General features: G+C 40.4%; 20 protein-coding genes. 15 read left to right on the top strand and 5 right to left on the bottom strand.

What is annotated here, in order from left to right; genetic code table 11:
- Window positions 1–115: 115 nt before the first annotated feature.
- Genes pilV through Q4557_RS01945 form a run of 5 tightly spaced genes read left to right on the top strand, consistent with a single transcriptional unit; the run spans window position 116 to window position 6072 of the window.
- Window positions 116–658, top strand: a complete 543-nt coding sequence (pilV, locus tag Q4557_RS01965) for a type IV pilus modification protein PilV (protein WP_303410371.1) — start codon at window positions 116–118, stop codon at window positions 656–658.
- Window positions 659–667: 9 nt separating this feature from the next.
- Entirely contained in the window at window positions 668–1651 is a 984-nt protein-coding gene (locus Q4557_RS01960) for a PilW family protein (RefSeq protein WP_303410370.1), read from the top strand.
- A 27-nt stretch (window positions 1652–1678) separates the two neighbouring features.
- Entirely contained in the window at window positions 1679–2122 is a 444-nt protein-coding gene (locus Q4557_RS01955; RefSeq protein ID WP_303410527.1) for a pilus assembly PilX N-terminal domain-containing protein, read from the top strand.
- A gap of 2 nt (window positions 2123–2124) precedes the next feature.
- Entirely contained in the window at window positions 2125–5649 is a 3525-nt protein-coding gene (locus Q4557_RS01950; RefSeq protein WP_303410368.1) for a pilus assembly protein, read from the top strand.
- A gap of 12 nt (window positions 5650–5661) precedes the next feature.
- Window positions 5662–6072: a type IV pilin protein gene (locus Q4557_RS01945; RefSeq protein WP_303410367.1), complete on the top strand. Its 411-nt coding sequence runs from the start codon at window positions 5662–5664 to the stop codon at window positions 6070–6072.
- A gap of 126 nt (window positions 6073–6198) precedes the next feature.
- Here the strand turns inward: Q4557_RS01945 and Q4557_RS01940 are convergent, their stop codons facing one another.
- Both Q4557_RS01940 and Q4557_RS01935 read right to left on the bottom strand, forming a co-directional pair.
- Window positions 6199–6726: a GspH/FimT family protein gene (locus Q4557_RS01940; RefSeq protein WP_303410366.1), complete on the bottom strand. Its 528-nt coding sequence runs from the start codon at window positions 6724–6726 to the stop codon at window positions 6199–6201.
- 101 nt (window positions 6727–6827) lie between these two features.
- Window positions 6828–7346 carry a GspH/FimT family pseudopilin gene (locus Q4557_RS01935; protein ID WP_303410365.1) on the bottom strand — a complete coding sequence of 173 codons (519 nt, stop codon included), beginning with the start codon at window positions 7344–7346 and terminating at the stop codon, window positions 6828–6830.
- Window positions 7347–7576: 230 nt separating this feature from the next.
- Between Q4557_RS01935 and Q4557_RS01930 the strand changes: the two genes are divergently transcribed.
- Complete coding sequence (locus Q4557_RS01930) at window positions 7577–7915, top strand: P-II family nitrogen regulator (RefSeq protein ID WP_102475633.1); 339 nt, start codon at window positions 7577–7579, stop codon at window positions 7913–7915.
- 87 nt (window positions 7916–8002) lie between these two features.
- Here the strand turns inward: Q4557_RS01930 and Q4557_RS01925 are convergent, their stop codons facing one another.
- The gene (locus Q4557_RS01925; protein WP_303410363.1) at window positions 8003–9013 is read right to left on the bottom strand and encodes a LacI family DNA-binding transcriptional regulator; all 1011 of its coding nucleotides are present in this window, start codon (window positions 9011–9013) and stop codon (window positions 8003–8005) included.
- 438 nt (window positions 9014–9451) lie between these two features.
- On the opposite strand from Q4557_RS01925, the gene Q4557_RS01920 reads away from it, so the two are divergent.
- From Q4557_RS01920 to nagP, 9 genes are all read left to right on the top strand, one after another.
- The gene (locus tag Q4557_RS01920; protein WP_102439280.1) at window positions 9452–12049 is read left to right on the top strand and encodes a TonB-dependent receptor; all 2598 of its coding nucleotides are present in this window, start codon (window positions 9452–9454) and stop codon (window positions 12047–12049) included.
- A 122-nt stretch (window positions 12050–12171) separates the two neighbouring features.
- Window positions 12172–13704 carry a tryptophan halogenase family protein gene (locus Q4557_RS01915; protein ID WP_102475635.1) on the top strand — a complete coding sequence of 511 codons (1533 nt, stop codon included), beginning with the start codon at window positions 12172–12174 and terminating at the stop codon, window positions 13702–13704.
- A gap of 284 nt (window positions 13705–13988) precedes the next feature.
- A complete protein-coding gene (locus Q4557_RS01910) occupies window positions 13989–14693 on the top strand; it encodes a SapC family protein (protein WP_102439190.1) in 705 nt (234 codons plus the stop codon).
- A gap of 675 nt (window positions 14694–15368) precedes the next feature.
- On the top strand, window positions 15369–18107 hold the full coding sequence (locus Q4557_RS01905; protein ID WP_303410362.1) for a family 20 glycosylhydrolase: 2739 nt from the start codon (window positions 15369–15371) through the stop codon (window positions 18105–18107).
- A 287-nt stretch (window positions 18108–18394) separates the two neighbouring features.
- On the top strand, window positions 18395–19306 hold the full coding sequence (gene nagK / locus Q4557_RS01900) for an N-acetylglucosamine kinase (protein WP_102519282.1): 912 nt from the start codon (window positions 18395–18397) through the stop codon (window positions 19304–19306).
- A gap of 122 nt (window positions 19307–19428) precedes the next feature.
- Window positions 19429–20427, top strand: a complete 999-nt coding sequence (gene nagB-II / locus Q4557_RS01895; RefSeq protein ID WP_303410358.1) for a glucosamine-6-phosphate deaminase NagB-II — start codon at window positions 19429–19431, stop codon at window positions 20425–20427.
- A 66-nt stretch (window positions 20428–20493) separates the two neighbouring features.
- Window positions 20494–21654 (top strand): N-acetylglucosamine-6-phosphate deacetylase, encoded by a 1161-nt coding sequence (gene nagA / locus Q4557_RS01890; RefSeq protein WP_102532169.1) that lies wholly within the window; start codon window positions 20494–20496, stop codon window positions 21652–21654.
- Between the two features lie 3 nt (window positions 21655–21657).
- On the top strand, window positions 21658–22869 hold the full coding sequence (locus Q4557_RS01885) for an acyltransferase family protein (protein WP_102439185.1): 1212 nt from the start codon (window positions 21658–21660) through the stop codon (window positions 22867–22869).
- Between the two features lie 317 nt (window positions 22870–23186).
- Complete coding sequence (gene nagP / locus Q4557_RS01880) at window positions 23187–24491, top strand: N-acetylglucosamine MFS transporter NagP (protein WP_303410357.1); 1305 nt, start codon at window positions 23187–23189, stop codon at window positions 24489–24491.
- Window positions 24492–24767: 276 nt separating this feature from the next.
- Here nagP and Q4557_RS01875 read toward each other — a convergent pair whose 3' ends face one another.
- Window positions 24768–25931 (bottom strand): AAA family ATPase, encoded by a 1164-nt coding sequence (locus Q4557_RS01875; protein WP_303410356.1) that lies wholly within the window; start codon window positions 25929–25931, stop codon window positions 24768–24770.
- 27 nt (window positions 25932–25958) lie between these two features.
- Window positions 25959–26345, bottom strand: a complete 387-nt coding sequence (locus Q4557_RS19915; RefSeq protein WP_368506484.1) for an AAA family ATPase — start codon at window positions 26343–26345, stop codon at window positions 25959–25961.
- Window positions 26346–26639 lie beyond the last annotated feature (294 nt).

Genomic DNA, 26639 nt, shown 5'->3' with positions numbered 1-26639 from the left:
CATCTTGCTCAAGTGTAGGTAAACAGATATTATTAACCGCTAAGTGATGGATTTATAAAAAGATAGTGATTTAACATTCGTCAATGTATTGGCAAATAATGGAGATTTAACACTCATGCCTGTTAAAAGGAATGGATTTTCTTTAATAGAAGTTATGGTTTCTCTGGTGATTCTGACTGTAGGGTTAATTGGGATTTTTAATCTTCATATTGTTTCTAAACGAGGTAGTTTTGAATCATTTCAGCAAACCCAAGCTTCTTACTACGCCAACGATATTATAAACCGCATGCGATTAAATCCGTCACAGCTAGCCAAATATGCAGAGGATTCACCCTATTCGGGGGCACCAGATCCAGCCAGTAAAATCTGCGAGGGGGGAGCAATATGTACAACTGCTGAAATGAGAGAGTGGGACATATTTGAATGGCAGTCAGCATTTACTGGCGAAGCTGAAAAGGATGGCACTAATAATGTTGGTGGGCTGCCTTCTCCGAATGGTTGTATTTATGTCGAACTGAATAAAGTTGTTGTTGTGATGAGTTGGACTGGGATCAGGAAATCCCATGGCACAGAGACTGGCTACTCTGAATACGTAAAAAGTTGTGGTACTAAAAATAATAAAAAAAGAATTTTCGAAATTCAAACAGCAATCTTTTAGGTTATAAAAATGATTAATAGACAAAAATTTCAAATAGGTATGTCGCTTGTTGAGTTGATGATTGCAATGCTTATCAGCCTATTCATTTCTGCTGGTTTGTTTTCAATGTTCAGTATGTCTTCCAGTAATGTCACTACAACAAGCCAATTTACTCAATTACAAGAAAATGGACGCATCGCACTTGCCATAATGGAGCGTGACATCAGTCAATTAGGTTTTTTCGGTGATATTACAGGAACAGATTTATTACTGGGAGTAAATACATCAGTTTCTGCAACTGGGCCAACCAGTGATTGTGTTGGAGATGGGTTCAATAATGAAACATTTCCAATTAATGTACCTGCACATTTTAGACGTTTATGGGGATATGAACAGGGCAGCAGTTTGAATACATTAAACTGCAATTCTGCAATTTCTCCGAATAGTGGCACTGATGTTATTCAAATCAAACGCTTAATTGGCCCAGCCACTCTTGAAGCTGACTTAGATGACAATCGATATTATGCATCAGTAGCTTCAAATGAAATTGAATTTTTTAATGGTAATACCACTGCAGCCCCAAATAAATTGAATAGTCGAATCTGGGAGTTTCAGCATCGTGTTTATTTTATAAAAGATGATTCAGGCATCCCAATTCTAACTAGACGTACACTCAGTCTCACTGGGGGCATGAGTAATGAAGACCAATTAGTTGAAGGTATTGAAAATATGAGGTTTTTATACGGATTCGATGATGATGGTGACTCTACCCCTGACTCTTTTATGCCTGCTGATCAAGTTTCTACCATGATGTGGGACAATCAAGGATTTCAACGTTTAGTGGCTATTAAAATCTATGTACTTGTACGCTCTATTCAAGAAGATGACAGTTATGAAAATGAAATCGTTTATCAACTTGGTGATAAAACGATTGCAGCAACAAACGATAAATATAGAAGAAAAGTGATGTCAACGACAGTAGTACTTGATAACCCAGTACTTATTAGAAATTAAAAATTAGGTATTTCAATGATTAATCCAATTAAGAAACAACAAGGAATGGTGTTATTTTTTTCCTTGATTGTTCTCATTGTTATGACAATTATCGGAGTCGCTTTAGCTGTTAACTCTAGTCAATCCTTAAGAATGGCTGGTGCTGGCGGGGATAGAATATCCGCACTTTCAAAAGCTCAAGGCGGCTTAAATATCGTTATTAATGATAGCGTAGCCCATAGTTTTAGCACAAGGACTGTTGATGATGATGATGATGTGGCAGAAATGGATGGAACACAAAATATTAAATTGATGCCTGCAGATAACCCAGGGATTGATGTGAATTGCCAGCGAACGGAAAAAGCCAACGCTGCAAATTTGATTAGCTGCAGACGATTAGAAATTTCGAGTTCTGCTACATTTGGTAGAGCCGGTGTCGGTCAACTTACCGTTACAACTGGCATTGAGCAAGAAGTGCTCACTGGGAGTTAAACATGATTACTAAAATAACTACAATTGCTTTAAGTTTTGTTGGATTAGGTTTAATTGCTAATAGTTTCGCCGATGACACAGAATTATATGTACTAGAGTCTTCAGTTAGAAGTGGCGATAATCCACAAGTCCTTATTATTCTTGATACTTCAGGGAGTATGGGAGGGGGAGATGGATTAGGTGATATGGAAACATATCCTTTTCTTGCCTCTGAAGCGCCTACAAGCACTACTAAATTATATTACTCCTTAAGTGCTGATGATGTTCCTGAAGCAGGTAGTCAACAATATTTTTTATACCAAGATAATAGGTGCCAATCGTCTGCACAATTTATTGAAAATTTTGGGGTTTATTCTGGATACTTTAGAGAGTACCAATCGAGCACCTGGCAAGAATTACCAGTAAATGACGGTAGTAATATAAACGTTGTTGATTGCTTTGAAGATATATCAATTGCTGATAGCGGTAATAATGGAGCTGCAATCGGTTTTCCTGTTGATGGTCTGGCAAATTCTTATAGCAATGATGCCAATGCACTAGAAAATGCCAAATTAACCAATTTTGGATTAGGTCAGCCCATAACGGTATTTACAGACCGTTATGTCAATTGGTTCCATAACAAACCCGCGAAACAGACAACTAAACGAATGGACGTTGCAAAACGAGTATTGAATGAAGTTATCGTCAATACTCCTGGAGTAGATCTGGGTTTAATGATTTTCAATAAAAATACCAACAATGAAGATCGTCACGGCGGAAGGGTTATATCAAAAATTGAACCTGGAAATATCACAAATAAGAAGAGCTTAGTTACTAAAGTAAATAATACAATTTCAATAGATGGTAATTCCACACCGCTTTGTGAAACTTTATATGAAGCCGCATTATATTTGCACGGCAAAGATGTCGATAATGGGCATAAAACGTCAGGTTCTACTGCGAATCCAAGTTATGACACTGGAGCTGAATCTCCCCCAGGAACATATTTAAGTCCTTTTATTGATAAGGAATGCGGCTCCAATGCATCGATTATTTATATCACAGATGGAGCCCCTCAGCGTGATAAAAATGAAAATGATAAAATAAAAACATTATTGGGATACTCTACAAAAACTGAAGATAAAGATGTAACAGGAAGCGTTAAAGTAACAGCTTATAGTTGGGATGAGCATTATAGTTTGATGCCTCCTTTAGCAGGCTGGTTGGCTAATAATGACGTTAACCCTTATTCAGAGGGTACTCAAATTGTTACTACGCATACTATTGGTTTTAGTGAGGGTGTTGGCAATGCAACTGTATTACTTGAAGCCGTTGCGGATTACGGTAAAGGAGATTACTACTACGCTGAAAACTCTGCTCAATTACAAGCTTCTTTAATTAAAGCTATAGAAGCAATTAAAGCTGATAGTTCAAGCTTTACCTCTCCATCAGTTGTACTTGATAAAACTCAAACTGGTGACGCTGCTTATTTTGCTATGTTTTTGCCTGGAGAAGGTCCTAGGTGGTCTGGAAATCTAAAAAAGTTTAAGGTAAGCGGGACTGGTGATGTTTTAGACAGTAATGACAATTTTGCTTTTGATGATAATGGCAGCATTAAGGTGGATGCTTGTTCATTATGGAGTGCGAGTGATTGCGCTAATTCAGATTATGAGGGTTATGATGTCAATGATGGTGGTGTACTTTCGATATTAAGAGATGAATATAATACAGATGTAAAACTAGCTAATCGAAAGGTTTTAGTTAACACAGGAACAACTGGCGAACTCGTTGATTTAACTGTAACAAATGCCAAAAAATTAGGTAGTTTGTCAAATGAGGAGTTAGCTTTACATTTAAAGGTAGATATTGACACAATTGAAAGTACAATTGATTGGGCAAGAGGAGCCAATGTCGATAGTGAGCTATATGATATGAATACAGCTCCATTTCTAAGACAAGATATTATCGGTGACCCATTGCATTCAAGGCCATTAGTGATTGATTATGGCTCTTTAGGCACCAGAATATTAATGGGAACTAATCATGGTTTTCTCCATATGTTCAAAGATGAAATTGGGGAAAGCTCAACTAGCGTTTCTGAGTCTTGGGCTTTTATTCCGCATGAGCTTTTACCCAACATAAAAGGGTTAAGAGATAACCCTAAAACAGGTGTTCACTCAATATATGGGTTAGATGGAAGTCCTGTAGCACATATTGAAAGAAGTGGCTCGGGTGATGTGACAAAAGCTTGGGTGTTTATCGGTATGAGAAGAGGCGGCAGTTCATACTATGCTCTTGATATTACTTCACCTGACTCGCCTACATTAATGTGGATTAAAAGTGATAATGATTATTCTGATTGGGGACAATCTTGGTCAGAACCGATAATTACGAAGGTTCCAGATTGGCCAAGTGGTGCAACGAGTTCTGCAGATGCTGACCCAGTGATTATCGTTGGGGCTGGATATAATCCGAATACAAAGGATGGCTCTTCAGTTGGTGGTAATGATGTCATTGGAACAGGTGTTTATATACTGGATGCTAGAACTGGTATTAAAGTTCATAGTTTCGGGCGTTCAGGATCTGATACCAATATGCCAAGCATTTCCGATAGTATTCCTAATAAAGTGGCAATTCTAGACAGTAATAATGATCAACTCACAGATCGCATTTATGCAACTGATACAGGTGCAAATGTTTGGCGGTTGGATTTACCCGGTCTATCGACAGACTCCTCAAACCCTTGGAGTGCTTTCAAATTTGCAAGTCTAGGTGGCGGAACAACAACAACTGATATTCGTTTTTTCTCTGAGCCTGTAGTTGCACAAACTACATTTAGTAATGTTGCTGAGCACACCCATACCGAAGGTGGTACAACTACAACGACAATGACATATCAGAGCATACCTTACGATGCTGTCGTAATTGGAAGCGGTCATAGGCCGCATCCACTAGATAAACAAAGAGCGGATAAGTTTTTTACACTTCAAGATAGAAACATCGTTACTAAATCTTATAGTTCAGCTGCTGGAAACACAGCACCAGATACTCTTGATAATACTGATTTGTATAATGTCACATCAGAGTCGCCCGCATCGGATTCAGAGTTAGTCACTTTTGGAGCGAAACGCGGTTGGTATTATAACTTTAGTGATGCGGGTGAGAAGTCATTATCGGCCGCTACGATTGTATCTGGTAGAGTTTTTTTTACATCATACGTACCAGAAACTGGAGCGTCTGAAAACGCTTGTTTAGTGCCAGGCCAAGGTAGATTGTATGGGTTTGATCTACATAAAGGTGCAAGGACATATAACCATACTGAAGATTATTTTGTCATGGGTGAACAGGTTCCTGATACTCCAACACTTGTTGTTCCAAAAAATGGTGATTCAGATAGTTATATGTACTTAATCGGCATTGGTGATGCTGCAAATGAAATGATTAAAAATGATGTACTAGGTGACGATGGTTGCGCTGAAGGAGATGATAAGTGTATCGGTGGTGGCTTAGGTGTTAACAGGATTTACTATCATCAACATGAAAACTAAAATGAGATATAAATGAATAGATTCAATAGAAATAATGGATTTACGTTAATTGAATTGATGATAACCATTACTGTCATTGGGATACTCGCTGCTATTGCTTATCCTAACTATACACAGTTTGCTGCTAAAGGCGCTCGCGCCGATGCACTTTCCGGTTTAATGAATTTGGCGAATAGACAAGAGCAATTTTATTTAGATCACAAGACATTTACTAAGAACATGAAACAACTAGGAATGGATGATGATCCATATATTGTCGATAATGGTTTTTATGAGGTTGATGCTTTTTCAATTGGTGACGGTAGCAAATATACATTAAAGGCGACAGCGATAGGCACTCAAGCTACACGTGATACTGCTTGCCCTGTTATCCAAATAACTTCAGACGGTGTTAAGACTCCTACGGAGTGCTGGGGGAATTAAGTAAATTCTTCATTAGATAAAAAAGAGTTTATGGTTAACCATAAACCCTTTTTTATTATGTTTTTTTGTGTAGCTTATGGCCTTTGATAACGATAAGTAATGTACTGTTGATTATCTCAGAAGAGTTTAAGTACAGTTTACATTGTCAGAAATAATCTGAACTCTGCCAGAGGCGCTTAAAGAGACTTGTTTTGAGTAGGCACTGTCGGTTGTTCCAGGACAATAGGTAATTGTTTGAGCGTTAGAGCCGCTAACTAAGCCATCGGAATTAAAAGTTATGATTGCTGATGATGATGTTTTTATAAAGTCATCGCTATTAAAGCCATCTATATAGCGCAATACATCAGTGTTATTATCTTTAACACCATTTTGATCGTCATCAATAAAGATGGCAATACCACCAAGCCAATCAGTTGTGCAACCACTGCCATCTCCCGGGCAAACAGTCACTCTTCTGCCAAAGCTTACTGCTTGATTTCGTGCGAACACTAAGGCTGACTCGATAGAGCTTGTGGCTGAGCTGCTTCTACTACTTTCATAAAGACTTGATAATCTAGGTACAGCAACACCTACTAAAACTCCTGCAACTACAAGAGTGACCATTAGTTCAACTAAAGTGAATCCGTTTTCAAATCCGTTTTTCATTTGATTCATGCATATTTTCCTCTGCAATACTTAATTAAGTATAAGCCAATATGACTTTGAAATCAGTGTTTTTGTAAGCCTAAAGTTCACTTGAAACACATACGAATCTACTAGTTTTGTTTACATTCTATTTTATTTTTGCGTGAAAACCTTATTCGACCGGATTGATTTACAATGACAGCTTTTGAAAAAGGGCTATTATAAATTTCTGGGCAATATCTAAAGGTTCCATTGGTACCAGATGCAAGCCCATCCGGTTGAAATCTTATGGCTTTTCGATTGTAGTAAACGATATCGTTTGGATTAAAGGCTGGTGCAATATGTAAAATGTGGTCGCCAGTATTGATGATATTTGACTCTCCTCCATCAATGAATATAGTGAAACCTTGTTGCCAGTTGTTAGTACATTGGTTATTTTCGATAGGACAAACAGTTATCCGAGCATTTAGGCTAATGGCATGATTACGGGCCAACTGGATAAGTTGTTGTATAGATCTGATATTGCTTTTACTGCGAGCATGGTTAATCAGATTATTAAGTGATGGAGCTGCCATGGTCGAAATAATTGAAGCAATGGAAACAGCGACCATAACTTCAATTAGGTTAAATCCCTTTAACTGGGTATTCATAAAAATCATCCTTGATTTTTAAGGTTCATTATCTGAGTAGTCGAAAAAGTATAGAAGCTTTTGCTGACTCTGCTAGTTTTAAACTGATTAATACCTACTTTATAAAATAATGAGCAAATTATTCTGGCTTAAAGTAAGATAGTTCAAGTATCCAAACTATTAATAAATAGATTTAAATTTGAGAATGAAAATTTAAATCTATATTTTCCCAAGTGATTAGGAGTGTGTTGATGAAAAAAGTAGAAGCCATTATTAAACCATTTAAACTTGATGATGTGCGAGAGTCACTTGCGGAAATAGGTATAACAGGCATGACGGTTTCTGAAGTGAAAGGCTTTGGGCGTCAAAAAGGTCACACTGAATTATATCGTGGTGCTGAGTATATGGTCGATTTTTTACCGAAAGTAAAAATCGAGCTTGTTATTCAAGATGAGCAATTAGACCAAGCCATTGAGGTTATTGTTGATACTGCTCGTACGGGTAAAATCGGCGATGGAAAAATATTTGTAACCGATATTGAACGTGTTATTCGTATCCGTACTGGCGAAGAAAACGAAGATGCTGTTTAATCTACAATAGATTAAATTAAAAAAGCCTCAATAAATAATTTATTGAGGCTTTTTTATTGGGGATAAATTATAAGCTCACTATTGCCATCATGGTTTGCTTGATGAGTCCCGAATAACCGGCTCAGGCGTAAATACCATCGATTTTTTCTCAGTCGTTTCTTTGCTATTGGCGATTAACAGTTCAGTGGCGACTTTGGCAATTTTCACGTTTGGTTGATGCACTGTGGTTAATTTGGGCCACGTCTGTCGGGAGAAGGGGCTATCCTCAAATCCTACAATGGATAAATCTTTTGGTATATCAAGCCCAGCTAAACGCGCAGCAAATAAAGCCCCTGCAGCTATTTCATCGTTACAGGCGACGATTGCCGTAGGCCGTTTGGTTAAGTTAATCAATTTATTGGCACCTTCTACCCCAGATTCGAAAGAGTATTTACCATCTAAAACCCAGGTGTTATTCACGTTAAGATTATTGTGCTCAAGGGCATCTTTAAAACCAGCTAAACGCTCTTTGGTTGATTCATGCTGCTGATCGCCACTTAAAAATCCAATATCTCTATGACCCATATCAATTAAGTGTTGGGTGATTTCTAAAGCGCCATGTTTATCATTGACAAGTACAGTAAGCCCATTTTCTGCATCAGTGCTTTCGCCTGCAATAATTCTTACATAATTAGCATCTATTTCATCAAGTGCTGCAAGTATCTTCGGGTCTTCTGACATTGGCGGGGTGAGCACTAAACCCGATAGCCGAGAGTGTTTGACCATTTTGGTTAGTTCATCACAAATTGTGTCAGAGGTAGCATTACAAGGGTGGATCAACAACTCGTAGCCTTTATCTTGGCAGGCAGAAAGAATACCGTTCTGCATATCAATAATATAATAAGCATTGGGGTTATCATAAATAAAACCAATAACATAGGATTTTGTGCTTGCTAGATTTCTTGCTGCTAAGTTAGGTTGATAATTTAGCTCATTAATTGCTGCATTGACCTTGTCGACCGTGGTTTGTCTGACTGACGATTCGTTATTGGTGACCCGTGAAACGGTTTTAATTGATACGCCAGCATGTTTGGCAACATCATTTATGGTTACTTTCATTATTTGTTAACTCTTAAACTCAGGCGATGAACTTAGCATTGTATTTATATTGATAACAATCATCCCCAAATGAAGGTTATCAATATTGTAGGTAAAAACAAAAGCTAAGCCGATTTAACTCTAATAGTGCTGATTTTTATCCTAATAGGCAATCTCGAATTGCTTTTCTGGTTGGATGAGTTCACTTTAAAGTCTATTTGTTCTTAATTTGATACAAACATCGTCAACATTTAAGTGTCTGATTTTTATTTATTAATTGTGTTTACATCTGTTTTATATAAGCTGGCTTTGCACATTTTGTCTGCAATAAAGTTATTTTGTTGTGGCAAGACTGTTAAATATTGTGTAATGTTTGCTCTAGACATGACAGCGTTGTCATTCCGATTGGGATGGTTATGTATCCAAAAACGATAATAAAGTTATGGAAGGGAAATGAAGATGCGACCTATTAATTTTAAGAAAAATGTTTTAGCAACTAACATTGCTATCCTACTTGGCAGTATGGTTTCAGTTGCTGCGTTTGCAGCAGATGCTGAAACTACAGAAGAAAATATCGAAAAAATTGAAGTAAAAGGCATGCGTGCCTCGATGAAGGCTTCAGTTAATGATAAACGTTTTTCTAACTCTGTTGTTGATGCGGTAACGGCTGAAGATATCGGTAAATTTCCTGATGGTGACGTGGGTGAGTCATTAGGGCGTATACCAGGTGTGGCTGTGAGCCGTCAATTTGGTCAAGGTCAAGGTGTTTCGATTCGTGGTGCTTCTAGCAGCTTGACTCGTACATTATTAAACGGCCATTCAGTTGCATCTACCGGTTGGTACGATCAACAGTCAATTGACAGAAGCTTTAACTACAGTTTACTACCATCAGAAATGGTCGGTGGAATTGAAGTATATAAATCGTCTCAGGCTGATTTACCTGAAGGTGGTGTTGGCGGTACCGTTATCGTTAAAACCCGCAAGCCATTAGATTTAGATGCCAATACTGTATTCCTTAGTGCTAAAGGCGACTACGGTACAATTTCTGAAGAAACAGATCCTGAATTATCAGGCCTATACAGCTGGAAAAATGAAGATGAGAACTTTGGTTTCTTAATTTCTGCAGCTGGCTCAGAAACAACTTATCAACGCAATGGTATTGAGTCATTAATTGGTTGGGGTGATATTGTTCCGACGACTTTTGAACAAGAGCGTGAACGTACTGCTATTAACGGTTCATTCCAATACAGTCCAACAGATAATTTAAATTTCGGTTTAGACATTATGAGTCTGGACATGAAAGCGAACAACGCAAATACCTCATTATTCGTGATGTTCCCAGATGATAAAGACGAAGCGTGTGAACAGCGTAACTCTTTAGGCACTTGTACTTTCTATCGCCGTGATGGTAATGGTGAAAACCCAGGTTGGGCACAAACTTGGGCGCGCCAAGCTAGCATGGACTCAAATACTTACGATTTCAATTTCGATTACGAAAATGACATGTTTAAAGTAGAAGGTCGTGTGGGTAACACCAAGTCTGAAGGTGGTACTGATTTAACTTCTAACTATGGTTTCTGGTTAGGTACCGCTGCTGATTATGCTGGTACTTATGATGCGACTGGTGAAATCATCAAAATAGATGTTGCTAATAAAAACTTCACCGCAGATGACTTTGGTGGTCAATTGTCCCCTGCAGGTTGGGCACTTAAAAAGCAGCCAAACTCAGATGAAGAAACTTACGCACAATTAGACTTTACTATCCCGACTGATTTAGGTGCGATTACCTCATTCAAAACAGGTGTTCGTTATGCAGATCATGATGTTAGCATGTTAACTTTACCTGCAATCGTTAATGCTGATATAGCAGCAAAAGATGCATCAGCATATTACAGTGGTCAAATTTCATCGGGTGCAGGTTATACCTTACCTAAGCCAGATATGGATGCCATGTTACGTGATGCTAAGGCTGCAATTAATGGTTTCTCGACAGAAGGGACCGTATATAAGGCTGGCTACGGCACCATTAACGAAGAAAACCTATCGTTATATTTAATGGCTAATTTTGAGTCAGACGGTATGCGCGGTAACTTCGGCTTACGTTATATATCAACAGATGCATCATCTGATTATTTCGCGCTGCAAGCTGATGGTACTTATGCCGATAACTTAAGCACTAAAGATGCAAGTTATAATGACGTATTGCCAAGTATCAACGTTGCATTTGATGTGGCGCCAGATGTCATTATCCGTACTTCAGCATCACAAGTGATTTCACGTCCTAATTATGCTGATATGTTTGCAGCTTCGGCACTGCAAGGTTACAACGATGACGTTGCAGGTAACCAAGTGGTTAGTACCGGTAATATCGCCCTTGAGCCATTTAAAGCGACTCAAGCTGATTTAGGTGTGGAATGGTATTTTAGTCCTGACGGGTTAATGAGTGCTTCTTACTTTATCAAAGATATCAGCTCTTTTATCACCTCAGAGCAGAAGCTAGATCAAAGCATTGGTATTGTTGATCCTAATTCAGGTGAAGATAACTGGACTGTTTCAACGAAGAAAAATGGTACTGGCGGTCAAATCCAAGGTATAGAGCTGCAAATCCAAGATGGTTTTGACAACGGCTTTGGTTACTCTGCTAACTATACCTTTGCTGATTCTGATGCTGCAGCTGAGAACTACCCTGATCAAGTTAGCGTATTTTCTGACTCTTCTAAGCACACTGTTAACTTAGTTGGTTACTACGAGATGGATGACTTCTCAGCACGTGTTGCTTATAACTGGCGTAGTGAATACATGATGCGTGAGTTACCAGGTTTCTACGGTAACCGTGAACATCAAGACTTCGGTACACTTGATTTAAGTGCTAACTACAATATCACTGATTACTTAGGTATCACATTTGAAGTAGTTAACTTACTTGAAGAAGACAGTGTTCAATTAGGTGTTGCACCTGATGATGCTGACGTTAAGCCTGAGCTAAAAGGTGGTTACCCAGCATGGAGCTTTGAAGGTGAAGCTCGTTATAAGTTAGGTTTAAACTTACGTTTTTAATCTGATTTAGAAGCATAAAAAGCCTAGCACTTGCTAGGCTTTTTGATTTTAACTTTCCACTGGTAAATACGGTTAAAATCCAATTAGCGACTTATCTACAGTTAACAGTTAAGAGGCGTAATATGAAAGTGCAGAAGATTGTTATTATCGGTGGTGGCACAGCAGGTTGGCTTGCTGCAAATCATATTGGTAAAGCGGTGCAATCATTGGCTGATGTGTCCGTTACGTTAATCGAGTCTCCTGATATTCCGCCCATTGGTGTTGGTGAAGGCACTGTACCTGCGATTAGGCAGTCATTACAAAGCTTTGGAATAAGCGAAACCGAGTTTATTCAGCAGTGTGATGTGAGCTTCAAGCAGTCTATCCAATTTCGAAACTGGCTCGATAAAACCAAACATGGCGCAGATAATCGCTACCATCACTTATTTGATGTACCAAGCCCATTAGGCGATGACTTAAGCGCCTTTTGGAACCAAACCGCCACTGAGGATATGGCTTATAGTGCAATGGTTTCACCTCAGCATTATATTTGTGAGGCATTAAAGGCACCTAAATCCATCACCACCCCCGAATACGCTGGCTCGGTGAGTTATGCTTATCATTTAAATGCGGCAAAATTTGCCCAATTATTAGCCACTAACGCCACAAGTAAATATGCCGTTGAGCATATCAAAGCCAATGTGTTAGATGCCGCAATAGATGATGTAGGCAATATCAGCCGCTTAAAAACTGATAAGCTCGGCGAGTTAGCTTTTGATTTTTATATCGACTGCAGTGGCTTTGAGTCCATTTTGTTAGCCAAAAAGCTTAACGTCGGCTTTGTGGATAAATCCCATCAGTTATTGGTGAATAAAGCCATTGTTGCCCAAGTGCCGACAGACATTACTGAAGCGATTGCCCCTTTTACCATTGCCACAGCGCATCAAGCAGGCTGGATTTGGGATATCGCTTTGCCAGAGCGCCGCGGTACTGGTTTTGTGTATTCTGATAACCACATGACAAGCGCACAAGCTGAGCAAAAGTTTAACCGTTATTTAGGCGGGAAACTAGACCAGTTACACCATCGTGAAATCCCCATGAAAGTGGGCTACCGCGAACAATTTTGGGCAAAAAACTGTGTAGCATTAGGCCTAGCACAAGGCTTTTTAGAGCCAATCGAGGCAACCTCAATACTATTAACTGATTTTGCCGCCGGTTACTTAGCTAAGCGACTACCGCAGACACTGGCGCAAATGCCAGCATTGTCTGAGCGCTTTAATCACACTATAGGTTACGCGTGGGAGCGAGTAGTGGAGTTTGCTAAGTTGCATTATTGCATTTCAGATAGAACTGACAGTGATTTTTGGTTAGATAATCAAAAGCCTGAAACGATACCTGAATCCTTGCAACAAAAATTGCAATTATGGCAGAGCTTTAGCCCGATAACCGATGATCTATTCTCACGCTACGAAGTGTTTAATATTGATAATTACCTGTATGTCTTATACGGGATGCATTATCAAACAAAAAACGTGTCGCTCGAGGCGCAGTACCTTAAAAGTGCCCAGCAGCAGGCCAATAAAATACAGCAAATAGGCCACAAGCTGGCGCTAGACTTACCAGAGCATCGAGCACTGCTTGATAAAATTAACCGTTACGGTTTACAAAAGGTTTAGCTACAGGATTAATAAACTTAGAACCCAGTTGAGTGAAATTTATACTTATAGATGAAAGTTGGCACGATTTAGGTGAAATATCAGCGAATAGCTAGTGGTACTTTATTGCTTGATACGGTAACGTAAGCTGCAGATTAAATGATAGTGGGCTTTATAATAAGTCTCCAGCTAAAGATTTTGGGATTTTTTATTTTAATCTACTAACAAAAGTTTAAAACAAAAGGGATTTGAATCCCTATTTTTATGTATATCATTATTGATTAGAAGCGCCTGAAGGAGCCAAGATGTCTAACCAAATTACGTTACTTGAACACGCAAAGCACGGTGATTTAAAAATTACCGCAACTAATTTTGCACACGTTGCAGATCAACATATTGTTCCAGTAACTTTGCATGAGATTGCTCGTGCAGCTACAGAATACCCAATTGTATTCGTTAAAAACACTGATAGCGGTGAATTCCAAGCTGTTGCTATGTTAGGTCTTAAGCCTGGTCAAAACCTGAGTATTAAAGACGGCAAGTGGCAAGGACTATATATCCCTGCTGTTGTCCGTGACTATCCACTTGGATTAGTACTTAACCCAGAAGTAAAAGACAAAGTATGGATTGGTATTCGCGAATCTGCTGCTGAAGTCAGCAAGACTGAAGGCCAAGCATTATTTGAAGGTGAGCAAGAGTCTGCTTACTTAGAAAACCGCAAAAAAGCCTTAATCGCGCATTTTGAGCAAGATCAAGCAAGCCGCAACATTCTTGGTTTCTTGGCTGAAAAAGAGTTACTAACAACCCAAACATTAACGGTTGATGTAGCGGGTGAGAAGCGCAACATCAATGGCTTATACTTAATTGATGAAGCTAAATTAAATGAATTGTCAGATGAAGATTACTTAGAACTTAGAAAGCGCGGCTTACTAGGTCCTATCTATGGTCATTTAGCATCGTTAAACCAAGTTAACCGTCTAGCACGCACTGAGATCATGGCTAAAGCTTAATCTTATTGTATCGCGCGTATTAAGGCATTATTTCATATATTGAAATAATGCCTTTTTTATTAGTAGCATATTTAGCATAAGATTCTTTTGCTTAAAGCTTTTTACTTCATTCAATCCTTTCTTTACCACTAGATGCCAATATTCTTGGTTATTACTAAGCCAATTAAGCTTAATTTAAGCAATTAAGCCACTGTTATTATTTGTTTTTAATGTCTATTGTTGCAAACCTGTGTCAAAACATAAAAAAAATGTAGAAATCTCGTTCTATATTCGGTAGATTATTAAATGACAGCGTTGTCATTGCTTGTGTGTGAATCGTTGTTTTAAGGTCGACATGGATAATTTATAGGTCCCTATTATCCATGCCTTAATGCTATTTCGGTCGGGCGAAATAGCATTAATTTATACTTTTAGTCTCTCCCCAGAAACGAGTATAAGCTGGGGACAATTTTTGTTCCCAGCTATTTTTTTGCCGGTTTCTTAGTAAGGATAAAACCTAGCAGTTAACGAGACATAGATATTGAACAGGCTAAATACACTAATAAATTTAATCAATTAAATACTGTTGCCGCTAAAAATTAGCTGCAGTAATTTCGCTAAAATAGGCTAACGTCAGTAGTCAGTCAACGCGCGGCATCTCATCAGATGATCATTTAGGGATAAATTGAGGAATATATGAAAAAGACCATCCTTGCATCAGCATTATTACTATCAATAGGCGTAGTGGGTTGCCAGTATTCTTCAGCTCCTTCTACGTCTGATGATGCTCAATCAGCTAATGGTTCAGATCTGCAACATAAGGCTAATCAAGCCGCTGATAGCGCTTGGACTCAAGCAAGCCTAAAACAATTTGCCGCAGATCTAAAAGTCACTTATCGCATGGTGACCAATGTCCCTGAAGAAAGTTGCTCAGCAACACAGCCTGATGAGCAATGTTTTATCGCTGAAATTGATTTAACCAGTTCAGTTAATATTCCCCATGCCGACTGGGCAATTTATTTCAGTCAAATGCGCCCAGTACAAGCGGTGTTAAATCCGCAGTTTAGTATCACTCGAGTACAAGGTGATTTACATAAAATTGCCCCCACCGAACAATTCACTGGCTTTAGCGCTGGCGTAACCCAACGCATTGGTTTTAGAGGCGAGTTATGGCAATTATCTGAAACTGACCCAATGCCAAACTATTACATTGTGGTGGATGGTTTAGAGCCTGTCGTGATAGCTAGCACTCAATTAAGTATTGACGCAGAAACCGGCATGGAAGTTAGACCCTATGTTGAAGCCTTTACGGATGAAAAAAGGCAATATCGCAGAACCGCAACCGATAACTTAGCGTGGAGCCGTGCTGAGGTGTTATTTGAAGCCAATAATGCCCTTGTAGTTAATCGCGAGGCTGCCATTAATCGCATTATTCCAACGCCGCTCAGTGCTAGCGTTACATCAAGTAATACACCGGTAGATTTGTCTCAAGGTATTGAGGTTAATTACCAGCAAGTTGACTCAGCAGCAGTTGCCGCAGCTTTGTCGAGATTAGCGAGACTTGGGGTTAAGCAATCAGATACAGGCTTGTCGTTAGCGTTTGTTAAAAACAGCAAGGTTACAGCAGACGAGCAAGGGATTGATGGCGCTTATCAGCTCAAGGTGGCCATTGACGGCATTACCATTACCGCCGCCACCGACAGTGGTTTTTCATATGGTCTTTCGTCACTTGCAGCGTTAATCGATACTCGAGAACTCAGTATAAATACTATGGTTGTTGATGATGCACCGCGTTATGATTTTCGTGGTATGCACATTGATGTCGCGCGTAACTTTCACAGTAAACAACTGATATTTGATTTAATCGATCAAATGGCAGCTTATAGGCTCAATAAATTACACCTACATATGGCCGATGATGAAGCATGGCGCTTAGAAATTGATGGCTTACCTGAGCTTACTGATATTGGTAGTAAGCGTTGCCATGATTTAACCGAAAGCACCTGCTTAATTCCCCAGCTGGGCAGTGGCCCTTTTGCTGATGCCAGTGTAAATGGTTTTTATAGCAAAGCCGATTATATAGACATTTTGCAGTATGCCAGCGCCCGCCAAGTAGAGGTTATCCCGTCAATGGATATGCCTGGTCACTCACGTGCAGCGATAAAATCTATGGATGCCCGCTACCGTAAGTTTATGGCAAGTGGCGAAAATAATGCTGCTAATGAGTACTTACTGACAGATGCTAACGACACCACAGTGTATTCATCGGTGCAGTATTATAACGATAACACCCTAAATGTGTGCTTGGAGTCGACCTATCACTTTGTCGATAAAGTCATTGATGAAATTGCTAAATTGCACCAACAAGCAGGCCATCCGCTAAAACGCTACCACATTGGCGCTGATGAAACGGCAGGGGCGTGGAAGCAATCACCACAATGCGTAGACTTTGTTGCTAACAATGACAAAGGGGTTAAATCGATCGATGATTTAGGTGCTTATTTTATTGAGCGCGTCGCCAATATGGTCAGCGCTAAAGGTATTGAACCTGCAGGTTGGAGCGATGGTATGAGCCATACTAATGCAGACAATATGCCGGCTAAATCACAAACCAACATTTGGGATGTGATTTCACACCATGGTTATCAAAGAGCCCACAGCCAAGCCAATTTAGGTTGGGATACTGTGCTTTCAAACCCTGAAGTGTTGTACTTTGATTTCCCCTATGAGGCTGATCCTAAAGAGCATGGTTACTACTGGGCGACCCGAGCGCTAAACAGCCAAAAATTGTTTAGTTTTATGCCAGATAACTTACCTGCGAATGCGGAACAATGGAATGATATCGAAAATAACCCCTTTACCGCCGACGATAGCGTTAAAAAAGATGAGCAAGGTAAGGTGACCTCAGCGCCATTACAACAAGGTAAAGGCTTTAGTGGTATTCAAGGTCAAATCTGGAGTGAAACTATTCGCAGTGATGAAGTCGCTGAATATATGATGTTTCCACGGCTGCTAATGCTAGCTGAAAAAGCTTGGCATAAAGCAAAGTGGGAAGTGCCATATCAGTATCAAGGCGCGGTTTATCATCAAAACTCAGGTTACTTTACTGCTGATATGCGTAAGCAGCAGCAACAGCAATGGAATGACATCGCTAATACCTTAGGCCATAAAGAGCTGGCTAAGTTAGATGTGGCTAACATTGAATATCGGGTGCCAACCGTTGGGGCAAAAATTGAAGCTGGACTGCTTTATGCCAATATTGCCTTTCCAGGGCTTAAGATTGAGTATCGTCAACTCAGTGAAGAGAGTGACAATAACGCTGCTGAAACAGCATCATGGCTTGAATACCAAGCTCCTGTAAAGGTATCAGGTAATATTGAGATAAGAGCAATTTCCGCATCAGGAAAACGCAAAGGGCGCTCGTTGTTTTTATAGCTGGCTTTTATTGCTGCGCAGTTAACTAAATACAAAGGACGTTAATCGAATGGTTAACGTCCTTTTTTAAAAGCAAATCAGCAAAACATCCAAAACTTTCAATTTAATTACCTAGCTAAAATCAATATAAATCAGAGCTTTAATAGTTACTTCGCTGTTTGTTTTATAAACACCACAAAAAGTAAATGACAACGCTGTCATTTGTGGTGTAACATAAAGTTAACTTACAAAAGAGCCTATAAAAATCAGTTATAAAAGGCTTGGGTAATAGAGACAAGAGGGATGTCATGAGCGTTAATCAGCAAAATGAATCACAGCTTTATATCGGAATTGACGGTGGTGGCAGTAAGTGCCGCGCCAGCATATTTTGCCCACAAAAAGGTGTAATTGGCACTGGTGTAGCAGGTAGAGCTAATCCTCTTCACGGACTAGAACAAACTTTTAATTCAATTATCGAATCAACCAAGCTTGCCTTGGCAGATGCAAACATAGCACCAAGCTACGCTCAGCAGTTAATCGCCGGTGTCGGCCTCGCTGGCGTGAATGTGCCGCGTTTGTTTGACCAAGTGAACAACTGGCAGCACCCGTTTGCCAAAATGTACCTCACCACAGACTTACATACTGCCTGTATTGGTGCCCACAACGGCGATGATGGTGCCGTGATTATTACCGGTACTGGCTCTTGTGGCTTTGCCCATGTAGGCGAGCAAAGTTTATTAATTGGCGGCCATGGCTTTGCATTAGGTGACAAAGGCAGTGGCGCATGGTTAGGCCAAAAAGCCGCTGAGCATGTATTACTGAATTTAGACGGCTTTGCCGCCGACACCGCACTAACACAATTATTACTAGCACACTTTAATGTTGATGATGCCATGGGCATTGTCGAGCATCTTGCCGGACAGTCTTCAAGCACCTACGCCAAATTAGCCCGTATTGTGCTGTTATGCGCCGACAATGGTGATGAGGTTGCCATTGATATTGTGCAACAGGGAGCGGGTTATATTAGTGAAATGGCCAGAAAGTTATTTGCCATTCATCCTAGTCGTTTTTCGATGATTGGCGGCCTAGCAGAGCCATTATTACATTGGTTAGACATTGATGTGGCTAGCAAAGTGGCTGAAGCGCTATCACCACCAGAAATCGGCGCTATCTTGTTTGCGCAGCAACAGTTTGCCGCAGATAACGGCAAGAGTCTGTAACTCGCCAAATTATCTTGAACTTGCTTAAAATTTTCAGTGTCAACGATAAATTCATCGCCATGCACTGCTCAGTAACTTGATACCTCAATGGATCAACTTGAACATAAATTAAGGTTAACTCGATGACAAATACAATTATGGAACGTGAAGCGCGTTCAGCACCGCAGAAAATCGCTGAGCAACTGGCTGCTAATGCTGGCTTAACCAAAGAGCTTGGTGAAAAACTACGTAGTTTTAAGCCAAAGTTTGTGATGATTGTTGGTCGTGGCTCATCAGATCACGCAGGGGTATTTGCTAAATACTTATTTGAAATTGAAGTGGGCATTCCAACTTTTGCTGCAGCGCCATCAGTTGCCAGTGTTTATGGTAAAAGCTTACAACTTGAAGGCGGATTAGTGATTGTTATTTCACAATCAGGCCGTAGCCCAGATATATTGGCTCAAGCGAGAATGGCTAAAGAAGCCGGCGCTTTTTGTGTCGCATTAGTCAACGATGAAACAGCACCAATTAAAGATATTGTCGATGTGGTATTACCGCTTAGAGCGGGTGAAGAAAAAGCCGTCGCAGCGACCAAAAGCTACTTAGCGACTTTATCAGCCATTGTGCAGTTAACTGCTGAGTGGACCCAAAGTGAGTCGTTAGCTGCAGCCGTTGATTCAATGCCAAGTGCATTACAAACAGCCGTTGACGCAGCGCCGCAATTAACCGCCGAGTCTTTAGCAGGGGTTAATAACCTTGTGGTTTTAGGTCGTGGTTTAGGTTATGCGGTAACCAAAGAAATTGCCCTTAAAATGAAAGAGGTTTGCTCTATTCATGCCGAGTCATTCAGTAGCGCTGAGTTTTTACATGGCCCGGTGACTTTGGTTGAAAAGAAACTGGCTATTGTCGATGCCTGCATTAATGATGAGTCTTATGACAGCCATATCGAGCAAATTGAAAACGTAAAACAACGTGGCGCAGATTTGGTGCATTTAAATCAAACATCATCTGAAATTCACCCGCGTGTTGCGCCATTAGCATTGCTACAACGTTTTTATATCGATGTCGCCGCCGTTGCTGTTGCCCGTGGTATTGACCCAGATCTGCCAGAAGGTTTGAAAAAAGTCACTCAAACACTATAAGTTTGGCTCGACTGTGAGCATTAAGAAGTAAGCAGTTAAAGATTAACGCAATATAAAGAGAACATTATGAGACAAACCCTAATAGCAGACGGTTTTTTTGATGGACAGCAATTTCATCAAGATGCGGTGATCTCTATTGAAGACGGCCACATCATCGCCTTAGATTCAGTATCGAATGCGAAAGAAGTGCGTTTACAAGGCACGTTAGTGCCAGGGTTTGTTGATGTTCAAGTCAATGGCGGCGGCGGGGCACTGTTTAATAGCGCACCAACCCTTGATTGTATTGAGACCATAGGTCGAGCACATGCTCAATTTGGTACGACCGGTTTTCTGCCGACGCTCATTACCGATAAAGTTGAGGTGATGGCGCAAGCCGCTGATGCCGTTGCCGAGGCTATTAAGCTGCAATCTGCAGGCGTGTTAGGGATTCACTTTGAAGGGCCACATTTAAGTGTGCCTAAAAAAGGCGTGCATCCACAATCGTTTATTCGCAGTATTTCAGATGAAGAACTGGCGATATTTTCACGACAAGATCTTGGTATAAAAGTGGTCACTTTAGCCCCTGAAAATGTCTCAGTTGAGGTGATAAAAACCTTAATCGCTAACGACGTAAAGGTGTGCTTAGGTCACTCAAATGCCGATTATGACACTGTGCTGGCGGCGTTAAATGCTGGCGCTAACGGTTTTACACATTTGTTTAATGCCATGTCAGGCTTTGGCTCTCGTGAGCCGGGCATGGTGGGCGCAGCGCTAGAAAGTGATGCAGCATGGTGCGGATTGATTGTCGATGGCCACCATGTTCACAGTGCGACTGCAAAAGTTGCCCTTAAAGCTAAGCCCCAAGGCAAAATCATGTTAGTAACCGATGCTATGCCACCGGTGGGACTGGATGATGATGCCAGCTTTGAACTGTTTGGCACCGAGGTCATACGTCAAGGTGATAGGCTCAATGCCAAATCAGGTGAGCTAGCAGGTTGCGTACTTGATATGGTTGGCGCAGTTAACAATACGGTTAGCATGCTTGGCCTAAGTTATGAAGAAGCCCTTAGAATGGCATCGTTATATCCAGCGCAGTATCTACAGCAAGCTAAGCTTGGCACCATAGCCGTAGGTCAGCGCGCAGACTTAGTGTTGTTAGCTGCTAATGCAAACGATAACTCGCGTTATCAAGTTAACCAAACCTATATTAATGGCGATGTGGTTTTTAGCCGATGCGATAAAGGCTAATGTATGTCGACTAAAACCGCTTTGAAGCCAAGATTAATGTCATTGGACGCCCTGCGTGGTTTTGACATGTTTTGGATCCTTGGCGGCGAAGGCCTATTTGCTGGATTATTTATATTAACTGGCTGGGCAGGGTGGAATTGGTTTGACGGCCAAATGCATCACAGTCAATGGCATGGATTTACCTTTTATGACGTTATATTCCCGCTGTTTATTTTCCTCTCCGGTGTGGCTTTAGGCCTGTCACCAAAACGCTTAGATAAACTACCAATGCAGCAGCGGCTGCCCTTGTATCGTCATGCTATAAAGCGCCTTGGTTTACTTATTTTTTTAGGGGTACTTTATAATCATGGTTGGGGCGTTGGTATGCCTGCAGATCCCGACAGTGTGCGTTATGCCAGTGTGTTGGCACGTATTGGTTTTGCATGGTTTATAGGCGCGATGTTGGTGTGGCATACCAGCCTTAGAACCCAAATTATTGTCGCCATTAGCCTATTAATTGGCTATGGGCTTATTCAGTTATATCTTCCTTATCCCGATCTCACGCTATATTCTGGGCTAGTTCAAAACCCAGAATTAGCTCAAGCAGCTGTTAATCAAACAAGCCAAACCTTTGCCCGCTTTAGCGCCGAAAATAGTATTAACGCTTACGTGGATTCAATACTGCTACCTGGTAGCGCATATCAAAATAGAGCCGTAGATCCTGAAGGGGTGCTATCCACACTGCCTGCGGTGGTAAATGGCTTAATCGGTGTGTTTGTCGGTCACTATATTGTTAAAGCCAAGCCGCCCTTATGGGGGCTTAGGGGTGAATGGCTAAAAGTCTTGAGTATGGTGATTATTGGTGCGGCGTTATTGTCATTAGGCTGGCTATTAGACTTGATTATTCCGGTCAATAAAGACTTATGGACCAGCAGTTTTGTGTTGGTAACCAGTGGTTGGAGCATCATCTTACTCGCCATTTTTTACGCCATTATCGACGTACTTAAATGGCACAAATGGGCCTTTGTTTTTGTGGTGATTGGCACTAATGCCATCATCATCTATATCGCATCTAGTCTGGTTAATTGGCAATACTTAGCCAATAGTTTATTGGGCGGCTTTATTCGCGCCACCTCAGCAGACTGGCAACCATTACTCTTTGTACTGAGCTTACTGACAGTGCAATGGCTAATTTTATTGTGGCTTTATCAACGTAAAATTTTTATTCGCATCTAAAGGCTGTTTATAAGAGCTGTCACTAAGAACTGTTTATAAGAGCTGTTTATTAGAACTGTCACTATGGACTGTCACTAAGAACTGCATGCAAGATTTATTTTGGGGCTTGTGGTGTGATCAATGATGTTTAGTTGCTAATGAAATGACAGCGTTGTCTTTGCTGTATTTATGTTTTAACATGAAATGCACAACGATTATGATCTGCAGCAACATTGCTAGGTCAAATTGTTGATAAAAACTCAATAATAATAAGACTCATATGGGGCGCTAGTAGGAAGTCAGTGCCGAAATATCAATGACAATAAGAAGCAGGGTTTATGGAAACAACAATGAATAATAGTCAGCAAAAAAGCAGCATAGTGCCCATGGCCATTGTGGCAATACTCTTTTTCGTATTAGGGTTTGCGACTTGGCTTAATGGTTCGTTAATGCCATATCTAAAGCAAATCCTTCAGTTAAGCCCTTTTCAAGCGTCACTAATTCTATTCTCTTTTTATATAGCAGTAACTTTTACCGCACTACCTTCAGCTTGGGTCATCCGTAAAGTGGGCTATAAAAACGGTATGGCGCTGGGTATGGGCGTGATGATGGTGGCGGGTTTACTCTTTATTCCAGCCGCTAAAACCCAAGTGTTTGCTTTGTTCTTACTCGCGCAACTGGTTATGGGCACCGGACAAACATTATTACAAACCGCTGTTAACCCTTATGTGGTTCGCTTAGGCCCTGAAGAGTCTGCTGCAGCACGCGTTAGTGTTATGGGGATTTTGAATAAAGGCGCGGGTGTTATTGCTCCTATGGTGTTTACCGCATTAATCCTTGATAGCTTTAAAGATCGCGTCGGCACCACCCTAAGTCAGGTTCAAATTGATGAAATGGCTAACAGCTTAATTCTGCCGTATTTAGGCATGGCAATCTTCATTGGTATTTTAGCCTATGCTGTTAAGAAATCACCGCTACCAGAGCTTGAACAAGATGAAGCTGAAGAGGGCACCAGTAAAGGTCAAATTAAACAGGCACTAGCAAAACCCAACTTAGCCCTTGGGGTGGTGGCCTTGTTTGTTTATGTGGCTGTTGAGGTAATCGCTGGTGATACCATTGGTACGTATGCACTCACCTTAGGGGTTGAAAACTATGGGGTGATGACCTCATACACCATGATATGCATGGTAGTGGGTTACACCTTAGGGATTATTTGTATTCCACGGTTTATATCTCAGCCTAATGCGCTACTTATTAGCGCCATACTTGGGGTGGTGTTGTCCTTTGGTATTGTATTTGGTGATAGCAGCTCATCGGCTATTTCTGACAGTGTATTGGTGCCATTTGGCGGCGCGCAACTGCCAGATACCTTACTGTTAATTGCCTTTTTAGGCTTGGCTAACGCAATTGTTTGGCCAGCAGTTTGGCCGTTAGCCTTATCTGGTATGGGTAAACTAACCAGCACAGGTTCAGCACTACTCATCATGGGTATTGCTGGTGGCGCATTTGGCCCAGTATTCTGGGGCTTAACCAGCTCAGCAACCTCCCTTGGCATGCAAGGCGGCTACTTAGTGATGATCCCATGTTATCTATTCATTTTATTTTATGCCGTTAAAGGCCATAAGATGAAAAGCTGGAAATAATCCTGTTACTCCCCTTCAGGATAATCAAGAGAGCCAATAGGCTCTCTTTTTTTATGCCCAAATCTAGACTGCCATTTTGAACAAATCAAGGTCATGGTGTTGCTCCCAGATCAGATTTAAACCGACATTCTACCAGCACAGGTTGTTTCTGAAATAAATCTGGAAAGGCTTAAATGCTAAGGCGTAATAGCCTTTTCCAGAAAATAAGGTGCTTTCTCGTTTTTTTCCTGAAAATTGAGTTTGATAGTGCTACTTTCCAGAAAGTTTTCATGACTTTTATTCTGCAATCTCAACTTTCTTTTCTTCAGGTTTAATAACCCCTTTTTCCTGTAGCTTGGCTCTTATCCATGTGCGTATTTCACTCACATATGAAGCCCACTTTCCAGGGTTGCTTTGCTGAATCGTCTCAAGTACGCTCTCTTGAATATGCCTTTTAGTGCAGTATTTTTCTAACTCGGTATAGTATCTATGCCAATCAGGTAAGTGTGCCACTTGCTTAGATGCGGCTAAGAGAGAACGGTTGCCGTTATCTTCTTCGATTTCTTCTAACCATCTTTTGTGATTGTATTCTGGAGCTGCTTTTGTATTTACTGGGGTTTCATACTCCAATACAAACTGCCTGATATTTTCAATGGCTTTGTTTCGAAACTGTACTGCTTGATGGTCTTCACCCGAAAGATACTTCTTAAGCTTATCTAACCTATGTTTATTAGTTTTATCTACATCCCCATCAAGTACACATAAGACATCATTGATCGGCTGTTGAGAAAGAAGTAATCCCGCTAATACAACATAGGCATTATCACCAGCGCCAAAATAAGAAACTGAGACATAGTCTTGCCACTGCTCTTCTTCTAGAAGTAAATCTAAAGCTAATTGAGCAAGGTCATCTTCCACGTAGATCTTTAGTAATTTTTGGTTTTTGCCAGTTAGTTGGTTAAAAATTCGAGGGTCAAGATTGGGCAATGTCATCACATTTGTACCTGTATTCCAGATACCACAAATGTTAATGCGTTCTCTGAAGTCCGTAATGGTCTCTCTGTGAGTAGTGAATACAACCTCTAAATTTAATGTTTCTGAAGCAGAAACTAAAACCTCTACAAGTCTTGCGAAAGCACTTGAATGAAGTAAAGCTTCCAGTTCATCAATGATTAAAACGCCATTTTTAAGTTCTGGTGAAAAAAGTTGCCGCAATATTTCAACGACCCTTTTTTCGCCAGCACCCATTGTATGCTCACTATATATTAGTCCGTTAAATCCCAAACCCCAGAAGGTTTTTGTTCTGCTTTTACAAAGTACAAGGGAGTCATATTGGCGACCTAAGACGTATGACATTTTTTCAATGACCATTTGTTTTTTAGGGTGTTCAAGCTCTTGAACTTTGTAATTTGCAAATCGTCCAGCCCCTCGGTTATCAGCAAGTGTAGGAAGGTTTTGCAATCCTATATATTGACTTGGTCTTTCTGGTCATCGGGCATAAATTGGTCTCCAACGGTTGTTCTTTCCGTATTCAACCGTTGATTTTATTCGCTTGGAATTTCCATTTTTTGTCTCAACTTGTGTGTATGAGTGGGTTAGAGTGAAATGGGTATCAGTCCAAGTTGAATGAGTGTGTGGAGTAAAGAAGTCTGGGAATCGATTGTCTGGGTTAGATGATGAACCTATTGGTTTAAAGCAACAAGAAAGAGCATGTAAGATGCTACTCTTACCCGAACCATTTATGCCCATAATCGCGGTTACTCTATGAGGTGAAAAATCAATTTCACAATCGTTCAGGCCCTTCAGTTTAGTTATTGATAATTTATTTAGCCTGAAGTCCTTACGAACAATGGTTGGTTGTGGTTGTTTGGCCATGACTATGCTCTGCTTGTAAATATTTTATTATTATACAGTTGGTTAGTGGTTGGATAAACGAAGATGTACAATTAGTTTCATTTATCGTAGAAGAATGCTCAATTTGAGAAATACTATTTTAGGATGAGCCTCAATATATATCATTTAATCGGTACGATGTTTCTTTTGTTGAGTTTGATTATTCGGTCATTCAGTTCTCTATTTTCGTACTCCCAACAAATTAACATGGCCACCCATTCCAGGTGGCTAAATATCAAACACTCTACTAGGCTTTGGTCATTACTTAATATTAGG

It is taken from the genome of Shewanella sp. 5_MG-2023 (assembly GCF_030547465.1).
Taxonomy (GTDB): domain Bacteria; phylum Pseudomonadota; class Gammaproteobacteria; order Enterobacterales; family Shewanellaceae; genus Shewanella.
The sequence above is the reverse complement of the archived record's forward strand: the minus strand, read 5'-3'. Positions and strand labels throughout refer to the sequence as shown.